Genomic DNA, 21,880 nt, shown 5'->3' on the forward strand with positions numbered 1-21,880 from the left:
CAAGAGGCCCACTGCCATGTCAAACCCCACAGTCGTCGGTTTTTCCGGCAACATCACCCGGCCGTCAAAGACGCGCGCCTTCGTCGAACTGGTCACCAGGGACATCGCCGCGCGCCATGGCCTGTCGGCTGTAACCTACGACATCGAGGATGTCGGCCCTTCGCTCGGCACGGCACGGTGGGCGCGCGACCTCGACAGCCGGGCGCAGCCGATCCTGGCGCAGATCCTCGCGGCCGATGTGCTGGTGGTCGGTTCGCCGACCTACAAGGGCAGCTATACCGGCCTGTTCAAGCACTTCTTCGACCTGATCGATCCGGCCGCGTTGCGGGGCAAGCCCATCGTGCTGACCGCGACCGGCGGCGGCGAGCGCCATGCGTTGATCGTCGAGCATCAACTGCGGCCGCTGTTTGGCTTCTTCGAGGCCTTTGCCTTGCCGACTGCCGTCTATGCCACCGACAAGGATTTCACCGACGGAGTGCTGCGCTCCGAGGCGATCCTGAAGCGCGCGGCGCAGGCGGTGGACGAGGTCGGCTTCGTACTCGCCAACCGCTCGGCAGGCAGGATCGCCGCCGAATAGCAGCCGACAGTGGCTTTCACCGATTGAAATCCGCACGAGCGGCTTCCTCACTTACGTGCAATTTACGACCGCCCGCTACAAAGTTCCTGTCTGATTCGCCCGGGACAGGAACACCATGAGCAAAGCCCTTACGACCTTCGCACTCGTCGCCGTGCTGACCGCCTTGCTCATGGCGCTGAGCCTTGCGGTGGCCAGGCATGGCTATCCCTATGGCGCAATCGGCGTCAGACGCCTCGACGGCATCGCTGATGCCGGAACCTTCATTCCGCTCGCCGCCGTCTTTTTCTTCAGCGCGCTGTTGATGATGATCCTGCCGATCAGGGCGGCCAGCATCGTCCTCACCCATTGCGCCGACGCGATCTTCTGGGCGGTGATCGTGCTGTTCGCCACCATCGTCGGCGGCCTTCTCGCCCGATGGGCTTTCGGCCAGGGCAGCGCAATGCTCGCATTGCTGAACTGGCGGTTCCTGTTTGCCGTGGCTGTCGTCGGTTGCCACTTCGTCATGAACGAACTGCGCCGCAACGTGCTGTTGCGCAGCCTGTTCTTCGTGGTCTTCGCCGCCGCGACGCTCGCCTGCCTGTTCTGGTCGTTCACCCTCTAGAAAAAGCACAATGTTCGTCCGCCTCCACCCTTTGTTGCCGGGTGGCGGAACGCTGCACCGTTTGTCGTTGTGCATCCCTCATGCCTCAGCGGGCGCGAGAATGAGACCTGTCGCGTGCTCGTCTCGTCTGGATGGTTTGCGCAAATTTACAATCCGCGCGGCCGCCGTTCCAATAGTTTGGCTCCATCGAAAATGAACAAGGAGCTGCGAGAATGAACCGCCGCGAATTTGCCAAAAGCGCCATCGCGGCAGCTCTTCTCGGCGGTCTCACCGATCGCAGCGCCGTCTCACAGGAGAATACGACAATGGCCAAGCCGACGCCGTTCAAGATTGCCATTTCCGATGACCAACTCGCCGATCTCAAGGCGCGCCTGAGCCACACCCGCTGGCCGGATGAACCCGCCGGAGCCGGATGGATGACTGGTACGAATCTCGACTACATTAAGAAGCTGACCGCCTACTGGCTCCATGACTATGATTGGCGGAAGGCCGAAGCGAGCCTGAACGCATTGCCGAACTACAAGGTCGATATCGAGGGCATCGACCTGCATTTCGTCCATCAGCCGTCGAAAAAGAAGGGTGCGACGGCAATCCTTCTGCTTCATGGCTGGCCGGACAGTTTTTACCGCTATCACAAGGTCGTGGATGCGCTGGCGGAGGAATTTCACGTCGTCGTGCCGTCCATTCCGGGGACTGGCTTTTCTGGCAGAACGGCTCTGCCCGCCGACAAGGTGGCCGACATTCTTGCTCACCTTATGAATGACGTGCTGGGCTACGACCGCTTCATCGTGGCTGGCGGCGATCTGGGGTCGGTGATCGCCATGTCGCTGGCGCAGCGCCACTCGGACAAGCTTATCGGCTTCCATCTGACCGATGTGGGCTACCCGGACCAGACCACGGATTTTGGCGCCCTCAGCGGGCCGGAGCAGGGTTACGCGGGAGCGATCCAGCAATGGTTCTTCATGCATGGCGCCTTCAATCTGGTCCAGGCGACAAAGCCGCAGAGCCTTGCCTTTGCCATGAACGACTCTCCGGTCGGCCTTGCCGCATGGATTATGAGCTTCATGGCCGGAATGGGGGTCGGCGACGAGGCCGACGCCAGATTTGGTCGCGACGCGCTTTTGACCAACATCATGATCTACTGGCTGACGGAAACGGCGGCCTCGTCCTTCCGCATTTACAATCAGAACGCGATGCAGCCGCCGACCATCAAGGGAAAGAACACCGGGGTTCCGGTGGCGGTGGCGACCGAAGCGCCGATCCCGGGCGGCGTTCGCCTGCCGCGTGAATGGGCGGACCGCCAGACGTCGGGAAATGTCGTGCAATTTCACAATATGGAAAAGACGGGCCATTTCGCCGCGTGGGAAGATCCGGCATTCTATGTCGAGGACATCAAGCAATTCGCGGCGCTTGTCACGAAATAGCGCCGCGGTGATCTCCGCCGGGCGAACCCTCGCCCGGCATCAGATCTTGTGAACCGCATCGAGGTTTGATGGCAGAGAACCCATGATCTTCTTTATGGATTTGATCATGTGCGGTTGATCCGTATAGCCAAGATCGAAAGCCACGGCCGCGGCACTATCGCCGGCTTTCAAGCGCCGAACCGCTTCCTGTGCGCGGCGGATCAACTGGAAATCCTTCTGCGTGATGCCGGTGGTGTTCTTGAAATGCTGCTGCACCGAGCGTTTGGAGGCAGCCTTGGGCTTCTCGGTAAAGGCCCTGGCCACGACGTCGTCGGACGCAAGCAGCCCCGCCGCTATCATCTCGTCGACAAGAGCTTCGGCGTTCAGGAAAGTCGGCAACGGCAGTTCCACGCCATCCAATAGAAATTGGTCTTGTGTTACATCCAGAAATCGGACCGCGGCGCCGGTTCGCACCTCCTTGTCACGCGCAAGATAGACATGGGCGGCAAATGAGATGACGACCGAGTGCTCACCCTCGACATATGGCACGTCGACGGGCTCGGTTGCCTGGCCGCTAAAGAACACCACGGAAATCCCGTCCGGCGCGACGCTGCGGAGCAGATCCCACGAACCGTCAGGTGTGGCTTTGTAAATCCCGTCGCTCAAACACACAGTTTGCCAGACTGTGTCGATCCAGGGATGGGGAGATGGCCGGCTCGTATGCTTTTGGACCATGATCGGCAATTGCTCCGGCAAAACCGCGACGTCGATTCATGAATGGAGATTTTACAGTCGAACCCTTGCGCGACGGCGTCCAGCCCTTGCGATTGATTTTGCGCAAGACGCACCCACGCCGACCTGGGGTGGCAGTCAGCCAGGGATGTTCGGCATTGTCGTGGCCGGCTAGTTCTGGGATCCGGCGGCGATTTTGGCGGCGGCTGTTTCCATCCATGTCCAGAGATAGGCGGCGAGGCCACGATCGACATGGATGCGCAGGCTGCGCTGACGGCGGTACACGACGGCGCTGATGCCGGCGAAGGAAAGCGTTGCACTGGCGCTTGGCTGCCCAGCGGGGTCAAGCGTCGTCCCGCGTGCGATGAAGGCATCAAGCGCCGGGCCTTCGACCTCGAACACCTGCAATCCGGCGCTGATCTCCGTCACAGCGAACCCCTCGGAGAACCACCCGGTGGCAATGCCGATGGGTGTGGTGGACACGGCAAGCAGGCGGTCCCGCGCCAAGCGCACCGAATAGCGTATGCCTTCCGCCAGGCCGAATGCCCTGACGGCCGGCCCATCGAAGCCGGAAGCCTCGGCCCATGCCGCGAGGTCGCCGCTGACCAGGCGTTGGTGCAGCCCGGCAACGGCGCCTACTTTGAGCCCCGGCACTTCAATGGTGGCGTTCCGCCAGTCCGGTGGGACGGACCATTTTTCCGCGAGATCACGCATGGAGCCGGTCTCCTGCCGGGTCGAAGGCGCAAGGCGCGGCGATCGTCGCCGTCCTGACCTTGCCGAGATGCTGGACTTCGATCGTCTCGCCGTGGCGCGCCGCGCCGCGCTCGATCAGAGCGAGCGCGATGGGCCGGCCAAACGTCGGGCTCCGGTAGCTCGAGGTGACGAAGCCCTGGCTGTGCAGCCTGCCGCTCTCCCGCTTGATGCCATGCGCGCCGGTTGGCAGCGGCGCTTCACCGGACGGCACCGTCAGGCCGACAAGCTGCAGGCGATCGCCGCGCGAGGCCTCCTCGGTAAACAGCGAGCGGCGACCGACATATTCGGTCTGGCGTTTGGTGCGTGGGCCTTCGCTGCCGAGGTCGTGTGGCAGCGTGGTGCCGTCCGTATCTTTTCCAATGACGATGAAGCCTTTTTCGGCACGCAGGATCATCAGCGCTTCGAGACCGATGACGACGGCATCGAATGCCTGCCCGGCTTGCCGCAGATGCGCCCATAGCGGCTCGGCGCGATCCGCAGGGATCGAGATCTCGTAGCTCCTGTCGCCGGTGAAGCTGACCCGCGCGATGCGCACCGCGTCGCCGCTATAGCTGCCGTGACCGATCGCCATATGCGGCAGATCGGCATCGTCGAGCGAGAGGCCAAGATCGATTGTTTCGAGCAGCTTGCGGGCATTCGGTCCTGAGACGGTAAGTGTCGCCATGTCCGATGTGGCGTTGTGGATATAGACGGCGTCACGGCCAAAGCGGTCCTGGCGCCATTCCTCCAGCCGGGCATGTACGGCAGCGACATGCGAGGACGAGCACGACACGACGAAGCGATGCTCGTCCAGCCGCACCAGCACGCCGTCGTCGAAGACCACGCCATTCTCCGACAGCATGAAGCCATAGCGGCAGCGGCCCGGCTTCAGCGTCGACATGGTGTTGTAGTACAGGAAATCGACGAATGCGGCCGCCTTCGGTCCGATCACCTCGATCTTGCCGAGCGTCGAACCGTCGAACAGCGCGACCGACCGGCGCGCGCGCAACGCCTCGTCCTGGATGGCGCGATCCGTATCGGCGCCACGGCCGCCATAATGGGCAGGCCGCAGCCAGCCGCCATATTCCTGGAAGATGGCGCCGCTTTCGCGATGCACGCTCTCCAGCGGCAGCCGGCGCACCGGCGCCATCAACTCGCCAACGCGCGCGCCGGCAAAGCTCGCCAGCGGCACCGGCGTGAAGGGCGGACGGTAGGTGGTGGTGCCGACCTCCGGCACGGTGCGGCCGGTAATCCCGGCCATCAGCGCCAGGCCGGGCAGGTTGGAGGTCTTGCCCTGGTCCGTCGCCATGCCAAGCGTCGTGTAACGCTTCAGATGCTCGACCGAGACGAAGTTTTCGCGTGCCGCCAGTTCGACGTCCTTCACCGTCACGTCGTTCTGATAGTCGATCCAGATGCGCCCTTTCGAGCCGGGCACCGGCCACGCTGCAACGATGCCGCCAGTCGCCTCCGGTCCGGTGCTGCGCGGTAGGGCGGCCGTCGTCGGACCAAGCGGCGCAACAGCTGTCCGCGCGTCGGCAAACACTTCCGACAACGAGACGGAACCGGCTGCCGCACCGGCGACTGAAATGCCATCGACGGGATCACCCGGCAGGAACGCGGCGCGGGCGTCGCTCCAGGCGAGCTTGCCTTTGGCCTGGCCGAACAGATGGATTGTCGGCGTCCAGCCGCCCGAGACCAGCACGCAGTCGGCGTCGAGCCTGGTGCCGTCATCCAGCGTTACGCCCTCGAGGCGCAGTCTGCCCATGGCGGCTGCAAGCGCCCGCCCTTTGACCAGCCGCACCTTGGCCGGGGTTTCGGGGATGCCGTCACGCCTGATGTCGACAAGCGTGACGTCGGCGCCAGCCTCGGCCAACGCTGCCGCCACCTCATAAGCACTGTCATTGTTGGTCGCGACGACAACGCGCCGGCCGACGAGAACCGCGTGGCGTCTGAGATAGGCGAGTGCCGCATCCGCCGACAGGACGCCCGGCAGGTCGTTGTTGGCGAAGGGCAGTGGCCGCTCGATGGCGCCGGTCGCCAGCACGATATGACGCGGCCGGACCCGCCACAGCGTGTCGCGCCGGCCATCGAAATGACGCTGGTTCAGCCCGACCAGATCGTGGTCGTAGATGCCGAAGGCGGTGGTCGATGGCAGGATCAGGTGACCGCCGGCGGTAAGTTCCGCAACTGTCTCCTCGATCCACATGGCCACGGGCTTGCCGTCGATCTCGCCGGCGCGATGGCCGAGCGATCCGCCCGGTTTGCGCTGGTCGTCGACCAGCGTGACGGAGAGGCCCGCGCCGGCGGCCATCCTGGCTGTCGCCAGTCCGGCCGGTCCAGCGCCGACCACCAGCACGTCGCAATGATGGTTGACCTGATCCGCCGTGCCCGGCGAGGTCCAGTCGGTGTCGACCTTGCCCAGTCCGGCCATGGCGCGGATGCGCGGCTCGAACATGTGCCAGTCCGGCCACATGAAGGTCTTGTAGTAGAACGCCGCCGGAATGAAGCGCGAGAAGCGATCGAGGAAGGCGTTGCGGTCGGCCAGCGCATTGGGCGTCGCGTTGACGCTTTTCGCCACCAGCCCGTCGCGTGCCGGCTCGGTCGTGGCCCGCGTGTTCGGCGACGCCTGTGGGCCGCCAATATCGACCAGCGCGTTCGGCTCCTCGACGCCGGCGCCCCAGATGCCGCGCGGCCGGTGGTATTTGAAGCTACGGCCGACGACCGCGATATCATTGGCGAGCAGTGCCGAAGCGATGGTGTCGCCGGCAAAACCGTCCACGCTTGCGCCGTCGAAGCTGAAGCGGATCGGTCGCGAGCGGTCGATGGCGCTGCCGCCGGTGGCGAGACGCGAGGCGCTCACGCCGCGTGCTCCCCGCCAAGCGCGGTCGACGACAGCACCTTGTGCGTGACGGTGTCACGCTCCATGACGAAGAACTCGCCGCAGCTCATGTGAACCCAGATCTCGCGCGCCGTGCCCTTCGGGTTGCTGCGCAGATAGAGATAGTTGGTCCAGCTTTCGATCGGCACCTCGGCGCCGTCAGGCCTGGCATTGCCGGCATCGCCGCCATAGTGGAATTCGGTCTCGTCGCGCGGGCCGCAGAACGGGCAAGGGAAAAGCTGCATGATTGCCTCGGATCCTTGTCTCAGTGCGCGATGCCGGAGCCGGCCGCTTCATCGATCAGCCGTCCGCTGGCGAAGCGATCGAGATCAAAGGGGCGGCTGATGTCGTTGTGCTTGCCGGTCGCCAGCAGGTTCGCCAGCAGCGTGCCGCCGGAGGGAATGGCCTTGAAGCCGCCCGTGCCCCAGCCGCAATTGAGGAAGAGGTTGGGCAGCGGCGAGGGACCGATGATCGGCGAGGAGTCCGGCACCACGTCGACGATGCCGGCCCATTGCCGCATCAGCTTCAACTGGCCGAAGATCGGGAACATTTCCAGCAGCCCGGCGATCACGGTTTCCAGCGTCGGCAGATTGCCGCGCTGCGCATAGGAGGGGACGCGGTCGAGCCCGCCGCCGATGACGATCTCGCCCTTGTCCGACTGGCTGACATAGACGCCGCAGCCGGGCGACAGCACCACCGTGTCGAGGATCGGCTTCACCGGCTCGGAGACGCAGGCCTGCAGCGCATAGGAATTGATCGGCAGCCTGAAGCCGGCCTTGGTCGCCAGCACCGAGGAATGGCCGGCCACCGCCATGCCGATGCGCTCGGCGCGGATCGCGCCGCGCGTCGTCTGGACGCCGCGGCATCGGCCGCCTTCGACGATGAAATCGGTGATCGAGCAATTCTGGATGATGTCGACGCCGAGCCGGCTCGCCGCCCGCGCATAGCCCCAGGCGACCGCGTCGTGGCGCGCGGTGCCGGCCCTGCCTTGCCAGATACCGCCGAACACGGGGAAACGCGCATCCGGGGAGAAATTGTAGATCGGCGCCACGCGCCGCACATCTTCTGATGAAAACAGCTCCGCATCGATGCCGTTGAGCTGCATGGCGTTGACGGTGCGTGCGCCGATCTCCATCTCGGCCGTCGAGTGGCAGAGATTGACCATGCCGCGCTGCGACAGCATGACGTTGTAGTTCAAATCCTTCGACAGGCCTTCATAGAGCCGGTGCGCCAGCCCGTAGAGTTCGACGCTTTCGGGATAATAGTAGTTGGAGCGCACCACGGTGGTGTTGCGGCCGGTATTGCCGCCGCCGATCCAGCCCTTTTCCAGCACTGCGACCTGGGTGATGCCGTGATTCTTGGCTAGGTAGTAGGCTGTCGCCAGCCCGTGGCCGCCGCCGCCGATGATGATCGCGTCATAGGTCGGCTTCGGCTCGGGCGAGCGCCAGGCCTGCTTCCAGCCGGTCTGGCCGGCAAGGCCCTCCTTGAACAGCGACAAAGCGGAATAGCGTCTGGTCATGGCATGTCTTCCGCAGGGATGGCAGCGGTTCGTCCGGTCATGCCCGCATCGCTTTGCCCTGTGGATCGTAGGGCGACGAAGCGATGACGCGCGCACCTGTTTCGACGCCGACGATATGGGTTGTCAACTCCGTATCGATACCGGCCGCATCGTGATCGACAAGCGCCATGGCAAGGCTCTTGCCGACCGTATGGCCATAGCCGCCCGATGTAACGAAACCGGCAAGCTTGCCTCTGCTCCAGACCGGTTCGTAGCCGCTGGCGTCGGCATCCGCAGCGTCGATTTCGAGCGTCACCAGCGTGCGCCTGGATCCGGTCTTCCGCTCTTTCAGCGCTGCTTCACGGCCGATGAAGTCACCCTTGTCGAAGGCGATCCAGCGGTCCATGCCGGTTTCATCAGGCGTATAATCCTGGGTGAACTCGCGCGACCAGATGCCAAAACTCTTTTCGAGCCGCAGCGAGTTGACGGCGCCGAAGCCGTATTCCGTGACGCCAAGGTCGCTGCCTGCCGCCAGCAGCGCGCGGCGCAGCCCGGCGTGCTCGTTGGCCTGGCAATGGATCTCGTAGCCGAGCTCGCCGATGACCGAGAGCCGCCCGACCTTGGCCCGCACCAGGCCGACATCGAGCGTCTTACAGGCGAGGAAGCCGAAGGCCTCATGCGAGACATCCTGGTGCGTCAGCCGCTCGAGCAGACGCCGCGCATTGGGGCCGGCCAATGAGAAGCCGGCGACCGCGTCCGAAATGTCGCGCACGGTGACGCCGTCAGCGAGATGCTGTTCGAACCAGCGCATGTGCCATTGGCGAAGATAATAGGACCCCATGATCCACCAGGAGCCGTCGCCCCAGTTGAAGGCCGTGAGATCGCCCTTGAGCTTGCCGTTTTCGCCCAGCATCGGCGCGAGCTTCGCGCGGCCGGGCTTGGGCAGCGCGCAGGCAAGCAGCCGGTCGAGCCACGCCTCCGCATGCGGTCCGGAGACCTCGTAGCGCGAGAAGGCGGTGATATCGAGCAGGCCGACGCCTTCGCGCACCTTGCGGCATTCCTGGCCGACGATGTCGAAAGCGTTGGAGCGCCTCAGCGTCGGTGCCTCGACGAAGCCTTGCGGGGCAAAATACAGCGGCACTTCCATGCCCCAGGAATTGCCCCAGCGCGCACCCGCGGCGTCCATGGCGTCATGCGCACCCGCCGTCTTCAACGGCCGTCCCGCCGGCAATTGCTCGTTGGGATAGCTCATGACGAAGCGGCGTGAATAGAACTGCCCGGTCGTCTGCTTGATGTATTCGCGGTTGGAGGCGAAATCGCCGTAGCGGGCGATGTCCATGCCGTAGACGTCGGCTTCCGGCTCGCCATGGATCATCCATTCGGCGAGCGACTTGCCGACGCCGCCGCCTTGCAGGAACCCGGCCATGACGCCGCAGGCCACCCAGTAGTTGGGGACGCCGCGCACCGGGCCGACCAACGGATTGCCGTCCGGCGAGAAGGTGAAGGCGCCGTTCACCCAGCGCTTGATGCCGGCGGTCTCAAGGCAGGGGTAGCGGCTGAAGCCGAGCGCCAGCTCGTTGGCGATGCGATCGGTGTCCTCCTGGATCAGCTCGATGCCGTAGTCCCACGGCGCGCCGTCCATGTTCCAGTGCTTGTGCTTGATTTCGTAGATGCCGAGCAGCAGGCCCTTCTGCTCCTGGCGCATATAGGTGAAGCCTTCGAGGTCGACGATCAGCGGCAATTCCCGGTCGAGCGCCTGGATCTCAGGCAGCGCCTCGGTGACGAAGTAGTGATGCTCCATCGGCGACACCGGCAGGTCGATGCCGGCCATCCGACCGACCTGCTTGGCCCACAATCCGCCGGCATTGACGACGTGCTCGGCAATGACAGTGCCTTTCTCGGTGACCACATCCCAGCTGCCGTCGGCGCGGCGGTTCAGCGCCAGCACGCGGTTGTGCTCGATGATCTCGGCGCCGCGCTTCCTTGCCGCCTTGGCATAGGCATGGACGACGCCCGAGGGGTCGATATGGCCCTCGCGCGCCGCGTAAAGGCCGCCCAGCATGCCGTCGGTGTTGAGGATCGGGCAGCGCTGCCTGATCTCGTCGACGCCGACCAGATGGACATCGTCAATGCCCATGGTCTGGAAGATGCGGTAGGAGGCCTTCAGCCATTCCCAACGTTCCGGCGCCGACGCGACCGAGATGCCGCCGGTCATGTGCATGCCGATGTTCTGGCCCGATTCCGTCTCGACCTCCGACAACAGGTCGATCGTATAGGCCTGCAGCGCGGCGATGTTGGGGTCGGCGTTCAGCGCGTGGAAGCCGCCGGCCGCGTGCCAGCTGGACCCGGCGGTCAGCACCTCGCGTTCGATTAGCGCGACATCGCTCCAGCCGAACTTCGCCAGATGGTAGAGCACCGAAGCCCCAACCACGCCGCCGCCGACTACGATCGCCCTGTATTGGGATTTCATCTTGCCGCACTCCACCGGTTATGGCGGCGCAGCCTACCGGCATTGTACACATGTGTCTAGTACGTTGCCAAGTTGGCTCGCAGCAGGCAAGCGTGCTGGCTGGCTATGGGGGTGGCCTACGGACCGCGTCTAGAAAACTGTCGGGTCAGGGCGGCCGGCGAATGTGTCTATCGTTTGCCGGAAAGCGTCTTCTCGACGTAGCGCGCAAAATCCTCGACATCTTCTGCCGGAGGCTCCTGGCCGGTGAAGCTGCGCAGATAGGAGGCGACGTGCGTGAGACGGGTGCTCATCGGTTCGTTGAGCTCAAGCGAGTAATAGCCGATCTGCATGAAATAGAGGACGCGAGCGCGCACGAATGCGTCCTCTTCCTCATAGCCGTGACGTTTGAACATGTCGCGTATGGCATTGACGCGTTCCTCGTCGGCCTCGTCGAGGGCGCGCCTGATGGCGGGTGAACGCCGGGCCCAGGCCCTGATCGCGAAGTCCAGCCGGGGATCGAACAGCCTCTCATCCACCCAGCATTCGAAAATGCTCATCACGCCGCGGATGACGGTCGCGGAAGGCCGCGAGGCGCGTTCGACGATGAACCTTGTGTTGGTCTGCCGCCAATAGTCCAGCAACTGGTCGAGCAGATCCTGCCGGCTCTTGAAATACCAGTAGAAGCTGGAGCGCGAGACATCGAGCTGCTGGCCAAGCGTCAGCACGCGGACGCGTTCGACGCCGTCCGAGATCAGCGTTTCAAGCGCCAGTTTCAGCCAGTCTTCGCGCGTGGCCTTGATGTTGCCGGTGGCGCCGGCGCGCTGGATCGTCGTTTCGAGTGCTGCCATCTCTACGACGCATGACACGCCGCATCAGCCAAATCAAGGCTATGGACATAGGTGTACAGGGCAATTCGCCTGGTCGGGAATAACGCTCCGCGGATACCAGCCGGGCTGGCTGCGACGGCTGGCCCGGGGATTTTTGTCGCGGCTGTTCGACCAGTGCGTGCTTTCCCGCAAGGCATTTGTCTGGCAAATACCAATTCACCAGATGCCGCAGCGCGGCCAACCAGCAGGAAAGACCAGATATGGCACAGTTTCGAAAGAACCTCATCGATGGCGAATGGGTCGGCGATGCCGGCTCCCGCAACATCAACCCTTCGGACACCGGCGATGTCGTCGGCGAATATGCCTCGGCTGGGGTCGAACAGGCCAAGCAGGCCATCGCGGCGGCCAAGGCGGCGTTTCCTTCATGGTCCCGCTCCGGTCCATTGGCACGCCATGCGGTGCTGAAAAAGGCGTCCGACGAGATCATGGCGCGCAAGGACGAGATCGGCCGCAATCTGGCGCGTGAGGAAGGCAAGACGCTGGCCGAAGGCATTGGCGAGACCATCCGCGCCGCCCAGATATTCGATTTCTTTGCCGGCGAAACGTTGCGCCTGACCGGAGAGATGGTGCCGAGCGTGCGGCCGGGCGTCGGCGTCGAGATCACCCGCGAGGCTGTCGGCGTGGTCGGCATCATCACGCCGTGGAATTTCCCCATCGCCATCCCGGCCTGGAAGATCGCGCCGGCGCTGGCGCATGGCAACACCATCGTCTTCAAGCCGGCCGAGCTGGTTCCGGAGAGCGCCTGGTCCATCGTCGATATCCTGCATCGCGCCGGCCTGCCCAAGGGCGTGCTCAACCTCGTGATGGGCAAGGGCTCGGTGGTCGGCCAGGCGATGCTCGACAGCCCCGATGTCAACGCCATCACCTTCACCGGTTCGGTCGGCACGGGAAAACGCGTCGCCGCGGCAAGTGTCGAGCATATGCGCAAGTTCCAGCTCGAAATGGGCGGTAAGAACCCGCTGGTCGTGCTTGACGACGCCGATCTTGCGGTCGCGGTCGATTGCGCGCTCAACGGCGCCTTCTTCTCGACCGGCCAGCGCTGCACCGCCTCGTCCAGGCTGATCGTGACCGAAGGGATCCATGACCGTTTCGTCGATGCGCTGAAGGAGCGGATGGGCAGACTGGTGATCGGCGATGCGCTCGATGCGCAGACCCAGATCGGCCCGGTCGTCGACGCGACCCAGCTGAAACAGGACGAGGATTATATCGCCATCGGAGTCAGGGAAGGCGCTACGCTCGCCTTCGGCGGCGAACGGCTCGACCGCAAGACACCCGGCTTCTATCTCAGCCCGGCCCTGCTGACCGAAGCCACCAATGCCATGCGCTCTTCGCGCGAGGAGATTTTTGGCCCAGTCGCCAGCGTCATCCGCGTCAAGGATTATGACGAGGCGCTTTCCGTCGCCAACGACACGCCTTTCGGGCTCACCTCGGGCATCTGCACCACGAGCCTGAAGCATGCCACGCACTTCAAGCGCAATTCGGAGGCCGGCATGGTGATGGTCAACCTGCCGACGGCGGGCGTCGATTTCCATGTTCCCTTCGGTGGCCGCAAGGGCTCGAGCTACGGCCCGCGCGAACAGGGCCGCTATGCCATGGAGTTCTACACCACGGTGAAGACCGCCTATACATTCGCAGGCTGATCGGGCGCCGGCCTGTCGGGCCGGCGACCTTCACCGGGGAATCGGCATGAGGCAATGACGTTGCAGGACCTGACCTGGCTCAACCCGCCACCGCATCACGCCGTCGACGGCGATGCGGTGCGCGTGCGCACCGGCAAGAAGACCGATTTCTGGCGCGAGACCTTCTACGGTTTCTGGCGTGACAACGGCCATTTCCTGCATCGGCCGGTCGAGGGCGATTTCACCGCCGAAGTCACCGTCAAGGGCGACTACAAGGTGCTCTATGACCAGGCCGGACTGATGGTCCGGCTCAGCGAAACGCATTGGATCAAGGCCGGCATCGAATACACCGACGGCCTTGCCTATTTCTCCGTCGTCGTCACCAACGACACATCGGACTGGTCGCTGGTGGCCATTCACGCAGGCCCGAACGGCGTCAGCATCCGCCTGACCCGCCACGGCGAGGCGATCCGCGTCCAGTATCTCGACGCTTCGGACGGTCACTGGAAGCCGGTGCGGCTCGCCTATTTTCCGATCTCGAAAACGGTCGATGTCGGCATGATGTGCTGTTCGCCGCAGCGCGAGGGTTTCGAGGTCACATTCTCCGGATTTTCGGTCGGCCCGCCGATTTCACGGGAACTTCACGGCTGACGTTCCGGCCGGAACCGGGACATTGCAGCCGCGACGGTGTCTGGGCTAAGCCTTGCCGATGGGCATGTCGCGTTGGCGGGCAAAACTCAAAAAGGCGGTGCGTTCCTGGGCGCTGAGATTTCTCGGCGTTCCTTCCGTGCTGTGGTCGCAAGGCATCGCTTACTTCTGCGACTTCGCCGGACCCGATTGGTATCGCAACGCGCCGACCGAATCGACGCAGGACGAGGCCTTTTTCCGCGACCACTACAGTGGCGCGCACGGCATCGTCTGGGTGCGGCTGAGCACATTGGCCAGGGAGCGGCGAACCTGCGACCTCGATACGTTCACCCGGGTCGTCTTGCCGACCATCAAGGCTCCCTTCGTCCTGCTGACGACCGACGGCGATGCCTCCGTGCCGTCCGACCTGGCGAAGGACACCGTCGAGCGGCTTCTCGCCAACCCCCATATGGTGTGCTGGTACAGCCAGAACTGCGATGGCGTTCACCCCCGGATCAAGCCGTTCCCGATCGGACTGGACCTCCACACGCCACGCTCCCTTGCGACGCCTGCCGGACTGGTGCGGCAACTGCAAACCGTGCGCGGCCGGCAAGGCAGTGCGGATCGTCGCCAGCCCCGGATATTCTGTGATTTCAGCGTCAGCAGCGGCTCGAGCGAGCGTCGGGAATTGCTTGATGTGCTGGACGGATGCCCGCATGTCGACTTCCTGAAAAGACGCGTTTCGCAGCGCGGCATCTGGCAGCTGTATTCGCAGTATCCGCTCGTGCTTTCGACCACGGGAAACGGCCTCGACTGTCACCGCACATGGGAGCTGCTTTATCTCGGCTGCATCGTGGTGACCAAGACCTCGCCGCTCGATCCTCTCTACGAGGGCTTGCCGGTCATCATTGTCGAGGATTGGCACGAGGTCAGGGATCCGGAAGCGCCACAGCGCTGGATCGGCAAAGTCGCGCATCTGACGGACCGGGAATATTTGTGGCGACGCCTGCGGCCGCAGGCCTATCTGGAGCCCCTCAGGCAGGAATTTCGGCAGGCTGCCGCCTCACCAGGGGACGTGTAGGATCTCCAGCTTCGGCAGGCCGACCGGCCGGATGCCGAGATCGTTGGCGAGCACCCCAAAGGCTTCGGTCTCGATCAGGTCGCGGTAGGGAATTTCGGGGAAGCGAAGGCCGCCGCGATGCAGAGCGGCATCGACCAGAAGCATGGTTCCGCCGACCGCATCGAGGCCGATGATGTCCAGATGCCTGACATCGCTCAGATGATAGCGATATGGGGTCTGCTTGGGAGGCTGGTGCAGACCGCCGCGGATCTCGCGGTAGTAGCGATAATCCCTGGTCCGCCGTCGGATAACGAAACTTTTGAGGTCGAAGCTGTCGCCGCCGGCGATCTTCACGCAGTTGGGCACAGCGATGCGATGCCGCGTGGCGATCAGCCGGCCCAGCACATCGCCGGGAAAGCGCCAGATGTCGATATCGATCCACAGCGCCCAGTCGTCGTCTTCCTTCAGCCCGTGATCGATGAGGTAATTTCGCACCTTGGCAATCGCGCCGCGCCGCACGCGTTGCATGCTCGGCCTGGCCCGTTTTGCCCTGTCGAGCCTGGTGCCGACCTGTCGCTGCAGCAGCACAATATCACGATATTTGCCGGCCAGTCCCGTCGTCGCGGCCTGCAGCCGTTCCCAGCTGCCATCCAGGCTGTCGCCTTCGCAGAAGACCAGCTTGATCCTGTCCTTGGGGTAGTCTAGCCCGTCCAGCGCATCGAGAAAGGGTTGGATGAGGTCGGCGGCGTCGCGAAGCGGCACCAGAACAGCGATGTTCTGGCCCGAAGGCGGCGGCGCCGCCAGAACCGCCGTGTCGACGCCGGCTTTGGCCTCGGCCTCATCCAGATACGCTCCGCGCGTCAGCTGGTACCGAAGCCGATAGGCTTGGTTGCGCAGCCTGGTCGTCCATTTCGGTGGCGGCTCCGGGATCCACCATGTGCCGGCCCAGTGATGGATCGAAAGTGCTGCAGTATCGTCGCCGGCCTCACGCTCCATGCTCCCGGCAGACGTCACCGGCGAGAACAGGCCGGAAGGGTGAATGGCAAAGGCTTCCTGATCGCTGTAACCGCGCTGGGCGGAGGTCAAAAGGCAAGGACCGGTCGCGTCGAGCACGTCCTCGGCGTCTGCGAGCCCGGGCATCATGGACAGGACATGCATCCAGAACGGATGCCGGGACGGGCTCGCGATTGTTCCGTTGAACAGAAGATAGGGCAGGCCCCGGAAGTCCGCCTGGACGGCCGCATGCGACGCCGGCTCCTTGCACAGCACGACACGGGTCTCGCCCATGATCGGATCGAAGGCCGCCACGCATTCGCAGTCGATGTCGGCATAGACCCCGCCAAAATGATGCAGCAGCATGTAGCGGGCCGCATCCGAGCGCTGCACGCCCCTTGTGTAGCCGCAGAACATCGACAGGAAATCAGGGTAGTGCTCGGCCACGAATTCGAGCAGCATCCGGTCGCTCCAGAACATCACCGTCCAGTGCGGATTGTGCCGCTTCCAGCTGTCTGCATAGGCCTGGAAGCGCGCTGGAATGGCGTCGCTCTTCCAGGTCTGGTGCAGGATTGCCGGAATCATCCGGTGGCGCCGTTTGATCCAAGCCCGTCACGAACGGCATCGCGGATCGCTTGCGGGCCGAACCTTGCCCATACCGCCTGGTGCGCCCGAAGGCGTTGCCGCGCCCTGCGTTCGGGGTCGAGACAGAGTCCGATGGCCATCTCGGCAAGCGTTTCATCGGATTGAGACAGCAGCACCTCGTCATTTTCGACCAGGTCCAGGCCTTCGGCCGCGATCGGCGTGGCGATCACCGGCACGCCCGCGGCCATTGCCTCCAGGATCTTGATGCGTGTGCCGCCGCCCGCCGTCAGTGGGACGATGGTGAGATGCGCGCTGGACAACAGCGGCGCGACATCCGCGGGATCTTCGATGAGCTCCACACCAGGCAATCCAGCCAATGCCTGCACTTCCGGTCGCGGGGTGCGTCCCGCCAGGACGAGCTTGGCATCCGGCAGGGCGTTTCGCATACGGGGCAATATGACACTGGCCAACCGCTGGGCGGCATCGATGTTTGGCGGGTAGGCGAGATGGCCGATGAACACGATCACCGGAAAGCCGTTGTCGGTCGACGGCTCGGCGGGCAGGCGCGCGAGACCATCCCCGGCCTGCGGAATTCCGTTCGGAACAACGTCGATCGGGATCCTGTGCCGGGAAAGCGTCATCAGCTTCCGGCGATCGAGGTTCGAGCAGACCCATACCCTGTCGACGAGGGATAGTGCTTTTCTCTCGAGGAGCCGGACGTTGAATGCTGCCGCGCTTCGCTTGGCACTGAGACGCCTGATCTGTCCGGCCAGGTCGGACTCGACATTGTGCATGTCGAGAATGAGTTGCTCCACCAGCGGCCGCAGGGGCCGCAGCAGCTTGAACAGGCCAACGCCCTCGACAATGATGGTGTCAGGGCGGAATTCACGGACGAGTGCCTCAAGCCGCGTCAGCGCGGAACGCGATATGCGATTCTCCGCCCTTGAGCGCCACCAACCGATCGAGGCTGTACGAGGTTCGCCTTCGATCGACAGGGCCTCGACCCGGATCAATGGATCAGGTGCATTCCTTACCTTGTTCGGCTTCACTGAAACCAGGCAGACCGGTCCGAACCTGGCGGCCGCTTCGGCGTTGCGATAGTTTCTCAGATCCGCACCTGAAGCAGGCGGAAAGCCCGGGTCGTGCGACACGACCACCGTACGTTTCTGGGTCGCCCGCTCGGGCTGGCCGACAGCTGGTTGCGCGCCTGTGCCGTTCAATGCTGACGCCTGGGGCTTTGTGCCAGGCAAGGGGTCCAATTCGGATGGCATTCAGAACGATTCCGTGATTACAGGCATCAGCGCCACCTTGTTTAGCTGAACAAGGCTTTCGTCAAGCACTGTATATTTTGAATACTGCCGCGCCCCGAGTCCTCTGCGCGGGGCCGGGTTCATCGCCTCGACCAGGCCAGCCAGCGCGCCGCCAGACGCCTGCGCAAGGAGGTGAACCGGGTTCGCCTGTAGGCATCGCCCGCCATTTTGATGCCTTGTGCCTGCGTCGGGAACGGATGGATGACGTCGGCCAGGGCGTGCAATCCCATGCCCGACCTTATGGCAAGCGTCACCGCATTGATCATCTCGCCGGCATGGGCGGCGACGACCGTCGCCCCCAGGATGCGGTCGGATCCCTCCCTGACATGGATCTTGACGAACCCTTCCTCCTCGCCGTCCATCACGGCGCGGGCGACATCATGCATCAGCACCGTATAGGTCTTGACCGGAATGCCGTTCTGCCGCGCCTCGATCGGATAGAGCCCGACATGGGCGATCTCCGGGTCGGTATAGGTGCACCAGGGAACGACGAGGTCACTGAGCCTTTCGCGCCCGCGAAACAGGGCATTGCGCACGACAATGCGTGCCGTTGCCTCTGCGGTATGGGTGAACTTGTATTCCAGGCAAACATCGCCTGCCGCGTAGATGTGCGGATTGGTGGTCCTCAGGTGATCGTCCACCTTGATGCCGTTGGCGTCATACACCACGCCGGCCTCTTCCAGGCCGAGACCCCTGACATTGGGCGAACGGCCGACGCCGGTGATGATCTCGTCAACGGAGATCGTTGTCGTGTCGCCGTCCCGCAAAAGGTCGGCGAGCTTCTTGCCGCCTTCCTTGCGCACCGCCACCACCTCGGTGTTCAGGCGCACCTCCACCCCCTCCCGTGCCAGCGCGTCCGAAAGGATCTGCGCGGCGTCGCGTTCCTCGCCGGGCAGGAACATCGGATCGTTCTGCGCCAGGATGACTTTCGCACCGAGCAGGCAGAAGGCCTGCGCCGTCTCGCAGCCAAGCGGACCGCCGCCGATGACCAGGAGCCGCTCAGGACGTTGCGTGAGGTTGAACATGCTCTCATTGTCGAGATAGCCGGCCTCGGCAAGTCCGGGGATCGCCGGCCCGCTCGGATGCGCGCCCGTCGCGACCAGGGCCTTCTTGAAATGCAGCGTCTTGCCGGCGACTTCAACCGTGTCCGGTCCGCCAAACTGCGCTTCGCCGAAATAGAGGTCGATGCCTTCGGCTGTGATGGCCGCGGCTGAATCGGCGCGGCTGAGCCGCTGCCGGATCTGCCGCATCCGCATCATGACCCGCTCGAAGTCGACGGGAAGACGCGCAGGCGTGTCACCGCCGAAATTCTCGGCGTCGCGCATGTCGGCATAGAGCCTGGCCGTGCGGATGATCGACTTCGACGGGATGCCGCCGACATTGACGCAGGCGCCGCCGATCAGCCCGCGCTCAATCAGCGCGACCTTTGCGCCAAGGCTTGCGGCGTCACGCGCGGCGGTCAGCCCGGCTGGTCCGGCGCCGATGACGACGAGATTGTAGGGGCCGTCGGGCGTAGGGTTCTTCCAGTGCGGCGGATGCGCGCCTCGGACCAGTTCGACGTCGTTGCGGTCGACCGGGAAGGTGGCCGCCTTTGTCTGCTCACGCGCCATCGTAGGCCCCTGACGTGGAGCCTGCCGGCTGTGCCAGCCAGCCGCCGGTGAAACCCGCTCTGTCCAGGCCACGGCGGATGTGCGGATTGGAGCGCATCAGCTCCCAGACCAGGCGCGAGCGGTGGTTCTCGATCATCATCACCACGATGCCCTGGTCCAGCCCGTAATGGCCTTCCGACACCCAGCCGTCGCGGCCGAATTTTCGCCGGTTGGCCAAGGTCGGATTGAAGCCGCTCGGCAGGCGGAAATTGTCGATCACTTGCGGATAGCGCTCGCCGAGATGACGCATGGCTGCCAGGCAGATGTCAGGCGCGAAAGGCAGCGACGCCGGATAGGACCATGGCGCGATCGTCCCGTCATCCGGCCCGAACGGTGCGCCGCGCGCGGCATAACCCGAAAACCGGTGCCTCCGTCGCTCCACGCTGGCGCGGAAGCCGCCCGGCCCGTCTCCCGCCGAAAGGCCCCAAAGGTTCTCGCCATAGCCGTCGAAGCCATAGGGGTTGTGACGGGCATAATCGCGGTGGAGATAGGTCGAGCGGCGGCTGTTTTCGAAATAGTCCGAATTCTTCTCGCGCATGAAGGCGTCGCGGATGCCGGCGAAATCGATCCAGGCATGCGAGAATTGGTGCATGAACAGCGGGCCGCCATAGAGCACGTCGTGGCCGTAGATGTTTTCCCACTGGTAGGTCGCCGTCCAGGCTTCGTAACTATCGTCGGAAGTCGGGCTGTTCGGCGAGGCCATCGACAGCACATAGAGGATGGTCGCCTCGTTATAGCCTTCCCAGCCATAGTGGAGAAAACCGCTCTTCGGCTTCCAGCCTTGCCGCAAGGTCGGGCTGCTGCCTTGCGCCCAGCGCCAGTCGACGCGCCGGTAGAGCGCTTCGGCAAGCCGCCGGATTTCGGCCTCCTTCGCGTCCCCGCCGGAGAAATATGCGCCGGCCACCAATATGCCGGCCATCAGCAAGGCGGTGTCCACCATCGACAGCTCGCAGCGCCAGACGCGCAAGCCTGTGCGCATGTCGAGGAAGTGGTAGTAGAAACCCTTATGGCCGGTGACGTTGTCACCACCGTTTTGGGGACTGGCCGAGAAGAAACGCAGCGCCGCAAGCGTCAGCTCCACCGCCGCCGCACGTGTCATCCAGCCGCGCTCGACACCGATCGGATAGCAGGAGAGGGCGAAACCGACGACGGCGATGCTGGCCGGCGAGTTCGGCCGCGATGTATCGGCGACCAGCCCGTTGTCGGGGTTCACATTCTCCAGGAAATAGCCGAAGGCCGCGCGCTGATAGCGGTCCAGGAGGTCGTCATCGGACAGTGCTGCAGGATCTGCTTCAGGCAAGCGATGCAATCTCCAGCCTTATGGCCGCGACCCCTGTCGATAGCACGGCGCCGGCACGGCGGCCGTGGGTCATCGCCAAACTGTCTCGTCGTGTCATGGCCTCCCCGCAAACCCTGTTCTGTCGCCGCCCGTCGCCGACTATATACGCCTGTCCAGTTCCGATCGTTGCCTCGTCACGCGGAATTGTAGTCGCACCGGCCAATGTTGGGATGTTACGGCCCGGGTCAATAAGTGGCGCGGCCGCCGGAGACGTCGAAGACGGCGGCGGTCGTGAACGAGCATTCTTCCGAGGCGATCCAGCAGATCAGCGCCGCCACTTCCTCGACCTCGCCAAAGCGCCCCATCGGTATCTTGGACAGCATGAAGTCGATGTGCTCCTGGCTCATCTGCTTGAAGATCGCTGTTCGAACGGCCGCCGGCGTCACGCAATTCACCGTTACCTTGGTCTTGGCCAGTTCCTTGCCCAGCGACTTGGTCAGTCCGATCACGGCGGCTTTGGACGTGCTGTAGGCGGAAGCGTTGGGATTGCCTTCCTTGCCGGCGATCGAGGCGATGTTGACGATGCGGCCATAATTGCGCTCGAGCATATGCGGCACCAGCGCCCTGTTGCAGTAGAAGACGCCGTTGATGTTGATGTCGATGACCTTCTGCCAGTCCTCGGTCGAATAGGCCCAGGCCGTCATGTTCGGGCCGGTGATGGCCGCGCTGGTCACCAGGATGTCGACGCCGCCAAGCGCTTCGATCGTCCTTGCGGCGGCGCCTTCGACGCCGGCGGCATCGGCGACGTCAATGGCAACACCATGCAGGCCAGGGATGAGAGTTTTCGCCTGTTCGATCTGGGCCGGATCACGGTCCCAGACGCAGACGCGTCCACCTTCCTCGACGATCCTTTGCGCGACTGCCAGGCCGATGCCCGAGGCTCCGCCGGTGATGACGGCTGACCGGCCAGCGAAGCGTCCCGCGAAGTTCGGCATATGGTC

At 64.0% G+C, this 21,880-nt stretch carries 18 protein-coding genes; 6 read left to right on the top strand and 12 right to left on the bottom strand.

Annotation, left to right across the window (positions count from 1 at the left end; genetic code table 11):
- Positions 1-16: 16 nt before the first annotated feature.
- The 3 genes from msuE (at position 17) to AB4Z43_RS12350 (ending at position 2,602) form a co-directional block, all read left to right on the top strand.
- On the top strand, positions 17-577 hold the full coding sequence (gene msuE / locus AB4Z43_RS12340; RefSeq protein ID WP_019862803.1) for an FMN reductase: 561 nt from the start codon (positions 17-19) through the stop codon (positions 575-577).
- A gap of 115 nt (positions 578-692) precedes the next feature.
- Positions 693-1,178: a hypothetical protein gene (locus AB4Z43_RS12345; protein WP_038651664.1), complete on the top strand. Its 486-nt coding sequence runs from the start codon at positions 693-695 to the stop codon at positions 1,176-1,178.
- A 212-nt stretch (positions 1,179-1,390) separates the two neighbouring features.
- Positions 1,391-2,602: an epoxide hydrolase family protein gene (locus tag AB4Z43_RS12350; protein WP_441937636.1), complete on the top strand. Its 1,212-nt coding sequence runs from the start codon at positions 1,391-1,393 to the stop codon at positions 2,600-2,602.
- 39 nt (positions 2,603-2,641) lie between these two features.
- Here AB4Z43_RS12350 and AB4Z43_RS12355 read toward each other — a convergent pair whose 3' ends face one another.
- The 7 genes from AB4Z43_RS12355 to AB4Z43_RS12385 form a co-directional block, all read right to left on the bottom strand.
- Entirely contained in the window at positions 2,642-3,316 is a 675-nt protein-coding gene (locus tag AB4Z43_RS12355; protein ID WP_441937638.1) for a helix-turn-helix domain-containing protein, read from the bottom strand.
- Positions 3,317-3,484: 168 nt separating this feature from the next.
- Complete coding sequence (locus AB4Z43_RS12360) at positions 3,485-4,027, bottom strand: hypothetical protein (RefSeq protein ID WP_441937640.1); 543 nt, start codon at positions 4,025-4,027, stop codon at positions 3,485-3,487.
- Positions 4,020-6,905 (bottom strand): sarcosine oxidase subunit alpha family protein, encoded by a 2,886-nt coding sequence (locus AB4Z43_RS12365; protein WP_441937642.1) that lies wholly within the window; start codon positions 6,903-6,905, stop codon positions 4,020-4,022. The genes AB4Z43_RS12360 and AB4Z43_RS12365 overlap by 8 nt, the downstream gene beginning before the upstream one ends.
- On the bottom strand, positions 6,902-7,168 hold the full coding sequence (locus tag AB4Z43_RS12370) for a sarcosine oxidase subunit delta (protein WP_064984431.1): 267 nt from the start codon (positions 7,166-7,168) through the stop codon (positions 6,902-6,904). Before AB4Z43_RS12370 ends, AB4Z43_RS12365 begins: the two co-directional genes overlap by 4 nt.
- Positions 7,169-7,188: 20 nt before the next feature.
- The gene (locus AB4Z43_RS12375; RefSeq protein WP_441937644.1) at positions 7,189-8,442 is read right to left on the bottom strand and encodes a sarcosine oxidase subunit beta family protein; all 1,254 of its coding nucleotides are present in this window, start codon (positions 8,440-8,442) and stop codon (positions 7,189-7,191) included.
- A 37-nt stretch (positions 8,443-8,479) separates the two neighbouring features.
- The gene (locus tag AB4Z43_RS12380; RefSeq protein WP_441937646.1) at positions 8,480-10,891 is read right to left on the bottom strand and encodes a GcvT family protein; all 2,412 of its coding nucleotides are present in this window, start codon (positions 10,889-10,891) and stop codon (positions 8,480-8,482) included.
- A 167-nt stretch (positions 10,892-11,058) separates the two neighbouring features.
- Positions 11,059-11,718 carry a TetR/AcrR family transcriptional regulator gene (locus AB4Z43_RS12385; RefSeq protein WP_064984434.1) on the bottom strand — a complete coding sequence of 220 codons (660 nt, stop codon included), beginning with the start codon at positions 11,716-11,718 and terminating at the stop codon, positions 11,059-11,061.
- A 239-nt stretch (positions 11,719-11,957) separates the two neighbouring features.
- Here AB4Z43_RS12385 and AB4Z43_RS12390 point away from each other — a divergent pair, with 239 nt between their 5' ends.
- The 3 genes from AB4Z43_RS12390 to AB4Z43_RS12400 all read left to right on the top strand — a co-directional run bounded on the left by AB4Z43_RS12390 (position 11,958) and on the right by AB4Z43_RS12400 (position 15,084).
- Positions 11,958-13,397: an aldehyde dehydrogenase family protein gene (locus AB4Z43_RS12390; protein ID WP_019862814.1), complete on the top strand. Its 1,440-nt coding sequence runs from the start codon at positions 11,958-11,960 to the stop codon at positions 13,395-13,397.
- 54 nt (positions 13,398-13,451) lie between these two features.
- The gene (locus AB4Z43_RS12395; RefSeq protein ID WP_441937649.1) at positions 13,452-14,027 is read left to right on the top strand and encodes a DUF1349 domain-containing protein; all 576 of its coding nucleotides are present in this window, start codon (positions 13,452-13,454) and stop codon (positions 14,025-14,027) included.
- A 64-nt stretch (positions 14,028-14,091) separates the two neighbouring features.
- Positions 14,092-15,084: a hypothetical protein gene (locus tag AB4Z43_RS12400; protein WP_441937651.1), complete on the top strand. Its 993-nt coding sequence runs from the start codon at positions 14,092-14,094 to the stop codon at positions 15,082-15,084.
- Here AB4Z43_RS12400 and AB4Z43_RS12405 read toward each other — a convergent pair.
- The 5 genes from AB4Z43_RS12405 to AB4Z43_RS12425 form a co-directional block, all read right to left on the bottom strand.
- Positions 15,067-16,641, bottom strand: coding sequence for a glycosyltransferase (locus AB4Z43_RS12405; RefSeq protein WP_441937653.1), 1,575 nt, complete (start codon positions 16,639-16,641; stop codon positions 15,067-15,069). The genes AB4Z43_RS12400 and AB4Z43_RS12405 overlap by 18 nt on opposite strands.
- Entirely contained in the window at positions 16,638-17,861 is a 1,224-nt protein-coding gene (locus AB4Z43_RS12410; protein WP_441937655.1) for a glycosyltransferase family 4 protein, read from the bottom strand. The genes AB4Z43_RS12405 and AB4Z43_RS12410 overlap by 4 nt, the downstream gene beginning before the upstream one ends.
- 170 nt (positions 17,862-18,031) lie before the next feature.
- Entirely contained in the window at positions 18,032-19,561 is a 1,530-nt protein-coding gene (locus tag AB4Z43_RS12415; RefSeq protein ID WP_441937657.1) for a mercuric reductase, read from the bottom strand.
- Entirely contained in the window at positions 19,551-20,900 is a 1,350-nt protein-coding gene (locus AB4Z43_RS12420; RefSeq protein ID WP_441937658.1) for a glucoamylase family protein, read from the bottom strand. Before AB4Z43_RS12420 ends, AB4Z43_RS12415 begins: the two co-directional genes overlap by 11 nt.
- Positions 20,901-21,124: 224 nt before the next feature.
- Entirely contained in the window at positions 21,125-21,874 is a 750-nt protein-coding gene (locus AB4Z43_RS12425) for an SDR family NAD(P)-dependent oxidoreductase (protein ID WP_441937660.1), read from the bottom strand.
- Positions 21,875-21,880: the final 6 nt, after the last annotated feature.

Source organism: Mesorhizobium sp. 2RAF45 (assembly GCF_052115225.1).
Lineage (GTDB): Bacteria > Pseudomonadota > Alphaproteobacteria > Rhizobiales > Rhizobiaceae > Mesorhizobium > Mesorhizobium jarvisii.

Excerpts from the sequence above, each read along its gene's own strand:
- AB4Z43_RS12395 (WP_441937649.1), top strand. The coding sequence starts at position 13,452 with ATGACGTTGCAGGACCTGACCTGGCTCAACCCGCCACCGCATCACGCC.
- AB4Z43_RS12405 (WP_441937653.1), bottom strand. The coding sequence starts at position 16,641 with ATGATTCCGGCAATCCTGCACCAGACCTGGAAGAGCGACGCCATTCCA.
- AB4Z43_RS12360 (WP_441937640.1), bottom strand. The coding sequence starts at position 4,027 with ATGCGTGATCTCGCGGAAAAATGGTCCGTCCCACCGGACTGGCGGAAC.
- AB4Z43_RS12380 (WP_441937646.1), bottom strand. The coding sequence starts at position 10,891 with ATGAAATCCCAATACAGGGCGATCGTAGTCGGCGGCGGCGTGGTTGGG.
- AB4Z43_RS12345 (WP_038651664.1), top strand. The coding sequence starts at position 693 with ATGAGCAAAGCCCTTACGACCTTCGCACTCGTCGCCGTGCTGACCGCC.
- msuE (WP_019862803.1), top strand. The coding sequence starts at position 17 with ATGTCAAACCCCACAGTCGTCGGTTTTTCCGGCAACATCACCCGGCCG.
- AB4Z43_RS12370 (WP_064984431.1), bottom strand. The coding sequence starts at position 7,168 with ATGCAGCTTTTCCCTTGCCCGTTCTGCGGCCCGCGCGACGAGACCGAA.
- AB4Z43_RS12400 (WP_441937651.1), top strand. The coding sequence starts at position 14,092 with ATGTCGCGTTGGCGGGCAAAACTCAAAAAGGCGGTGCGTTCCTGGGCG.
- AB4Z43_RS12390 (WP_019862814.1), top strand. The coding sequence starts at position 11,958 with ATGGCACAGTTTCGAAAGAACCTCATCGATGGCGAATGGGTCGGCGAT.
- AB4Z43_RS12385 (WP_064984434.1), bottom strand. The coding sequence starts at position 11,718 with ATGGCAGCACTCGAAACGACGATCCAGCGCGCCGGCGCCACCGGCAAC.
- AB4Z43_RS12425 (WP_441937660.1), bottom strand. The coding sequence starts at position 21,874 with ATGCCGAACTTCGCGGGACGCTTCGCTGGCCGGTCAGCCGTCATCACC.
- AB4Z43_RS12415 (WP_441937657.1), bottom strand. The coding sequence starts at position 19,561 with ATGGCGCGTGAGCAGACAAAGGCGGCCACCTTCCCGGTCGACCGCAAC.
- AB4Z43_RS12375 (WP_441937644.1), bottom strand. The coding sequence starts at position 8,442 with ATGACCAGACGCTATTCCGCTTTGTCGCTGTTCAAGGAGGGCCTTGCC.
- AB4Z43_RS12350 (WP_441937636.1), top strand. The coding sequence starts at position 1,391 with ATGAACCGCCGCGAATTTGCCAAAAGCGCCATCGCGGCAGCTCTTCTC.
- AB4Z43_RS12355 (WP_441937638.1), bottom strand. The coding sequence starts at position 3,316 with ATGGTCCAAAAGCATACGAGCCGGCCATCTCCCCATCCCTGGATCGAC.